The organism is Pyxidicoccus caerfyrddinensis, from assembly GCF_010894405.1.
Taxonomy (GTDB): Bacteria; Myxococcota; Myxococcia; order Myxococcales; family Myxococcaceae; genus Myxococcus; species Myxococcus caerfyrddinensis.
Map to the genome: position 1 here is coordinate 93,055 of NZ_JAAIYA010000035.1, position 6,748 is coordinate 99,802.

1 protein-coding gene is annotated in these 6,748 nt (G+C 75.1%); it reads right to left on the reverse strand.

What is annotated here, in order from left to right; all coding sequences use genetic code 11:
- Nucleotides 1-5: 5 nt before the first annotated feature.
- Complete coding sequence (locus tag G4D86_RS47265; RefSeq protein WP_240360874.1) at nucleotides 6-6,734, reverse strand: non-ribosomal peptide synthetase; 6,729 nt, start codon at nucleotides 6,732-6,734, stop codon at nucleotides 6-8.
- Nucleotides 6,735-6,748 lie beyond the last annotated feature (14 nt).

Below are 6,748 nucleotides of genomic sequence, written 5' to 3' on the forward strand. Positions count from 1 at the left end.
GCCCGCTACGCGTCGTCCTCACCGAAGGCGCGGGCCAGCAGCCGCGCCGCCACGGCGTCCACCAGCGGCGGCTGGAGGGCGCCGAAGTGGCCTCCCGGCACGGGCACCACGTCCAGCCGGGCCGAGGGCAGCAAGTCGCGCCAGCCCAGCGTCTCATCCCGCTCCGCGCGTGCCTCGTCGCTGCAGAAGAGCGTCACCTTCGCGCGCGGCGAGGCCACCGGCCAGGCGCGCACCTGCGGCACCAGCACCTCGCCCAGCACGTGCCACACGCGGGCCAGCTCCTTGCCGGTGAAGTGGTTGGCCGCGGTGCCGCGCTCGCGGGCGCGCTGAGCCACGCGCTCCCACTTCTCGTCGCGCGACAGCGGGGCCAGCTCGCGCTCCAGGGCCTCGTCCCACACGCCGAACTCGTCGGCGATGGCGAGCGCGGGCTCCACCGGGCCGCGCGAGCGCGCGTCCACGGACTGGAAGGTGAGGGCGTCGAAGAAGGCCAGCAGGGCCACCTCCTCGCCCGCGGCCTCCAGCGCCGCGGCGACGCCCAGGGCCGGGTAGCCGCCGAAGGAGTAGCCCGCGAGCCGGTAGGGCCCGTGGGGCTGCACGGCGCGCACGTCCTCCACATACGCGGCGAGGCGGGCCTCGAAGGTGTCGAAGCCGCGCGAGGACACCGTCTCCGGCGCCTGGAGGCCGAAGCAGCGCAGGCGCGGCTCCAGGCGGGGCGCGAGGTGGCGGTAGTGGTGCAGCTCGCCGTCGCCCGGGTGGAAGAGGAAGAGGGGCGGCGCGTCCGCGGGCGCGCCCCCGCCGGCCAGCCGCACCACGCTGGTGCGGGGCGGGCCCTCCTTCAGCAAGTCATGCACCGCGTCCGCCGCCTCGCGCAGCGTGGGGCTCTGGAAGACGACGGCCAGCGGCACCGGCAGGCCGAGCTCCTCCTCGAGGCGGCCCAGCAGGCGCATGGCGAGGATGGAGTCGCCGCCCAGCGCGAAGAAGTCGTCCTCCGGCGTGACGCCCGGGCGGCCCAGCACCTCGCGCCACAGGCGCTCCAGCGTCATCTCCACCGTCGTGCGGAAGGGCGTCTGCAGCCGCGCGGCTTCCGGCGCGGGCGCGGGCGCGGCGGCCTCCGGGTCCTTCAGCGCGTGGCGGTCCACCTTGCCGTTGTTGTTGAGGGGCAGCCGCTCCAGCACGGTGAAGGCGGCGGGCACCATGTACGCGGGGAGCCGCGCCGCCACGTGCGCGCGCAGCAAGTCCGCGCCCACGGAGGCCGGGGCCTGCGCGTACGCGAGCAGCCGCAGCGGGCCCGCGGGCGACGGCCGCGCGAGCACCACGGCCTCCTCCACGCCCGGCACGCTCCGCAGGCACAGCTCCACCTCCGACAGCTCCACGCGGAAGCCGCGAATCTTCACCTGGTGGTCCACGCGGCCCAGGAAGCGCAGGCGCCCGTCCGGCAGCAGCCGGGCCAAATCCCCCGTGTGGTACATGCGCGCGCCAGGCACGCCGCTGAAGGGGTCCGGCACGAAGCGCTCGGCCGTGGCGTGCGGCGCGCCCAGGTAGCCGCGCGCCAGCGCCACGCCGCCGATGTACACGCGCCCCGGCAGGCCGGGCAGCACCGGCTCCAGGTGCTCGTCCAGCAGGTAGAAGCGCACGCGGGGGATGGGGCGGCCGATGGGGAAGGTGGGCGCGGTGTCCACGCCCCCGGCGCCGGGGATGGCGCAGGTGGCGGAAGTGATTGTGCACTCGGTGGGGCCGTACACGTTGAGCCAGGGCGCGTGCGCGCCGCCCACGCGCACCCAGGCCTCGTACAGCTCGCGCTTGAGGACGTCACCGCCGGGGGCCAGCAGGCGCAGGCGCGCGGGCACGCTGCGGCCCTGCTTCTCCAGCTCGCGCACCCACTCCTCGATGTACGTGGGCGGCAGGCTGATGACGGTGATGCCCGTTTCCTCCAGGTACTGCGTGACGGTGTGCGCGGGCAGCAGGCCGTCGTTCATCACCACCGTGGCGCCCGCGGACAGCGGCGGATACAGGTCCTCCGCGGCCGCGTCGAAGCTCAGCGGCGCGAAGTTGAGCATCCTGTCACCGGGCGCGAGGCCGAAGCGCTCCGCCATGGCCACGGCGTGGTTGGCCACCGAGCCGTGCTGCACCATGACGCCCTTGGGCTCGCCCGTGGAGCCGGACGTGAAGATGAGGTACGCGAGCTGCGTCTCGGACACGGCGCGGGGGCCGGGCTCCAGGTCGTCCGCCACGTGGGCGGGCTCGGGTGGCACCTCCACGAGAGGCGCCAGCGCGTAGAGCTCCTCCATCCTCACCGCGTCCACCCACAGGCGCCGGGCGCCGGCGCGCTCCAGCACGGACTGCTTGCGCGGCTCGGGCCAGCCGGGGTCCAGCGGGACGTAGGCGCCGCCGGCCTTGAGGATGCCCAGCAGCACGGCCAGGGCCTGCGCGGAGGGCGCCATCACCACGCCCACCGCCTCCTCGGGCTTCAGGCCCTGCGCGACCAGGTGCGCGGCCAGCAGGTTGGCGCGGGCGTTGAGCTCCGCGTAGCTCCAGGTGATGGCGCCGTGGGCCACGGCCGCCGCGTGGGGCGTGCGGCGCACCTGGGCCTCGAAGAGGGTGTGGACGCAGGCCCCGGCTGGCACCGCCTGGGGGCCGCCGTCCAGCGCGGCGAGCACCCCGGCGCGCTGCTCCGGGCTCATCAGCGGCAGGCGGGACAGGGGCGCGTCCGGCGCGCGGACGGCCTCGGCGCACAGCTGCTCCAGTGCCCGCGCCATGCGCGCGGCCGTCTCCGGGGTGAAGAGGGCGCTGTCGGTGGCGACGACGCCGGACAGCGTGCCGTCGGGCTGCTCGGCCAGGCTGAGCACCACGTCGTACGCGGGGATGACGCCCGCGCCCTCCAGCACGGAGGCCTCCAGGTCCGCGAAGGCCGGCGGGGAGAAGGCGTCCATCAGCAGCAGCGCCTGGGCCAGCGGGGGCGCGGTGCGGTCCGCGTCCGGGCGCACGGCGTCGGCGATGCGCTTGAATGGCACTTCCTGGTGCGCGGTGGCGTGCGTCACCACCGCGTGCGCGCGCCGCAGCAGCGCGCGGAAGGATGCGCCCTCCACCTCGGTGCACAGCGGCACCACGTTGGTGAAGTGGCCCACCAGCGCCTCCGTGCCCGGCAGCGTGCGGCCGGAGAAGGGCGAGGCCACCACCACGTGCGACTGGGCGCTCAGCCGGTGCAGCCACGCCTGCATCAGCGACAGCAGCGCGGTGAAGGTGGACACGCCCTCGCTCCGGGCCAGCGCGCGCAGCGCCGTCACGGCCGGGGCGCTCCAGCCCAGCCGCACCTCGCGCATGTTGGCGTTGAGCGCGGGGGCGCGGCGGGGGAAGTCCAGCGGCAAGTCCAACACCGGCGGAGCGAGGGCCAGCGCCTGCTTCCAGGACTCCAGGCTCGACTCCAGCCGGCGCTGCTGCTCGGGCTGGCGCTGCCACAGCGCGAAGTCCGCGTACTGCAGCGGCGGGGGCGGAGGCGGAGTCCGGCCCGCGAGCCGCGCCTGGTACGCCGCCGCCACGTCATCCAGCAGCGCCTGCTGGCTGAGGCCGTCCACCACCAGGTGGCTGGCGGCGGTGATGAGCACGTGCTTCGTGCCGGTGGCCTCCAGGCGGGCCAGCTCGAAGCGGTAGAGCGGCCCGTGGCGCAGGTCGAAGTGCTGGTGGTCGTGCCAGGTGACGCGCGCACGCGCCGCCTCCAGCGCCTCGCTCGGGGGCTGGTGGGACAGGTCCAGTCGTGCCAGCACGGGGCCGCGCACGGGGCCCGTCCGGATGAGGACGGTGTTGGACTCCTGGACGAAGGTGCCGCGCAGCGTTTCGTGGCGCTCCACCACGGATGTCAGGGCCGCTTCGAGGCACGCCACGTCCAGCGGGCCGTCCAGCACCAGCGCCAGGACGCTGACGTAGGGCGGGGCCTCGGGGAGCTGGAGGGCGTACCAGAGGCGCTCCTGCACCAGCGACGCGGGGATGTGCGCGGGGCGCGGCGCGGCCTTGAGCGCGGAGCTCCGAGGCGCCGCGGAGAGCCGCTCCGCCAGGCCGGCGACGGTGGGCGCGGTGAAGACGTCCGCCAGCGGCAGTTGCACGCCGAAGGCCTGACGCAGCCGAGCCACCAGCCGGGCCGCGGCCAGCGAGTGCCCTCCCAGCTGGAAGAAGTCCGCGTCGCGTCCCACGTGCTCCACGCCCAGCAGGCGCTGGAAGAGCTCCGCGACCCAGGTCTCCACGGGCCCGCGCGGGGGCTCACCCTTCTGGGGCTGCACGTCGCCGTCCACCGGCAGCGCGGCCAGTGCCTTGCGGTCCACCTTGCCGTTGGGACGCAGGGGGAGTTGCTCCAGGAAGGCGAAGCGCGAGGGCACCAGCGCGTCCGGCAGTACCGCCGCCAGCGCCGCGCGCAGCCTCCGCGCCGCGTGGGCCTCGTCGTGCTCCAGGACGACGAAGGCCTCCAGGTGCGAGTCCGCCGGCCCGGAGCGGGCGAGCACGGCGGCCTGACGCACGCCGGGCACGCGCAGCAGGGTGGCCTCCACCTCCTCCAGCTCCACGCGCACGCCGCGCACCTTCACCTGGAAGTCGGTGCGGCCCATGAAGCCCAGGGTGCCGTCGGCGAACCAGCGCACGCGGTCGCCGGTGCGGTACAGCCTGTCTCCGGGGACGCCGGAGAATGGGTCCGGGACGAAGTGCTCGGCCGTCAGCGCGGGGTGGCCGCGGTAGCCCCGGCCGAGGCCGGCGCCGCCGATGTACAGCTCTCCGGGCACACCGGGGGGCACGGGCTCGCCGCGCGCGTCCAGCACGTGGAAGCGCACGCGCTCCAGGGGACCTCCGAGCCGCGAGGGCGCTCCCGCCCGCAGCGGGTGGAGCGCGGCCACGCACGTCGTCTCGCTGGGGCCATAGCCGTTGAGGAGCCGCACCGGGCCGCCCGTGAGCCTGCGCACCAGGGACTCCGAGGGCGCCTCGCCGCCGAGGTGCAGCACGGCGAGGTTGCGCAGCGCCTCGTCCGCGCCGGGAGCTTCCAGCGCGGCGGACACCACGGAAGGCGTGGCCAGCAGGTGGGTGGCGTCATGCCGGCGCACGTCCTCGGCCAGCTCCACCGGGCCCGTGGCACGCAGCACGACGCGGGCACCGCGCGACAGCGGCAGCAGCAGCTCCACCACGTGCATGTCGAAGGCGACGGACATCGCCGCGAGCACCGTGTCACCCGGGCCCACGGGAGCGGCGGTGTCCAGCGCCTCGAAGAGGTGGGCGAGGTTGCGGTGGGTGAGCTCCACGGCCTTCGGCTCGCCCGTGGTGCCCGAGGTGAAGACGACGAGCGCCAGGTGCTCCAGCGCGGGCGGCGTCAGGGTGACGGCGGGCCCCCGGGCATCCGGCTCCACGGTGCCGATGTCGGGCAGCGGCTCGGGGAAGGACTCGGGGGCTGCCACCACCAGACGGGCTCCGGCGCTGCGAAGCAGGGACAGCCGCCGGGCGGGCGGGTGCCCCGGCTCCAGCGCGAGCCAGGCCGCTCCTGCCTTGTGCACGGCCAGCAGCGCGACGAGCAGCGAGGTGCCGCGCTCCAGGCACACTCCGACGACGGACTCGGGGCCCACGCCTCGGGCCACCAGGCCCCGCGCGAGCGCGGTGGCCTGTGCGTCGAGTTCTCCGTAGCTCAGGGCCCCATCGGGCGCGACGAGGGCGGGGGAGGCGGGGGCGTGGGCCGCGTGCTGCTCGAAGCGGGAGATGGCCGGCAGCTCGGAGGCGAGCGGGCGCGCGGTGGCGTTGAAGTCCCGCACGACGCGCTGTCGCTCGGCGTCGGAGAGCAGGGGCAGGGCCTGGAGTTGCGTGTCGGGAGCGTCGAGCGCGGAGGCGAGGAGCCGGACGTAGTGGCCCAGCATGCGCTCCACCGTGGCCGCGTCGAACAACTCCGAGCGGTACTCCGCTTCCACTTCCAGCGCGTCGCCGCGCTCATTCACCACGAGGGCCAGGTCGAACTTGCTGGCACTGGCGCCCACGGGCAGCGGCCGGGCCCGCAGGTCCGTCAGTGCCTCGGCGAGCGAGCCGCCCACCGGGTTCCAGGCGAAGCCCACCTGGAAGAGGGGAGAGAGGCTGGGACTGCGAGGCAGGTCGAGCGAGTGGACGAGGCGCTCGAAGGGGACGTCCTGGTGGGCGAAGGCGTCGAGTGCGGTGGAGCGCACGGCGGCCAGCAGGGAGGAGAAGGGGAGGGAAGGGGAGAGGTGGGTGCGGAGGACGACGGTGTTGACGAAGAGGCCGACGACGGAGTCGGTGGCGGGGTGTGGGCGAGAGGCGACGGGAGTGCCGACGCAGAGTTGGAGCTGGCCGCAGTAGCGGTGGAGGAGGGCGGCGAAGGCGGCGTAGAGCGCCATGAAGGGAGTGACGTGGTGCTGGCGGCACACCTCGCGAAGGCGCAGGGAGACGGAAGGGGGCAGGCGCAGGGGAGAGGAGAAGCCACCGGCGTCGGAGAGGACGGCGGGGCGGGGCCTGTCGGTGGGAAGCTGCAACAACGAGGGGGCGTCGTGCAGGTGCTGGCGCCACCACCGCAGTTGGGCCTCCTCGCGCGCCAGCACGGCGGGGGACTGCTGCCAGGCGGCGACGTCGGCGTAGCCCAGGCGCAGCGGAGGAAGGGAAGGAGACTGGCCGCGGGAGAGGGCCGTCCAGGCTTCCCCCAGCTCGCGCATGAGGACGTCGAGGGAGAGGCCGTCCACCAGCAGGTGATGGAAGACGAGCAGCAGCACGTGGTGCTGGGCAG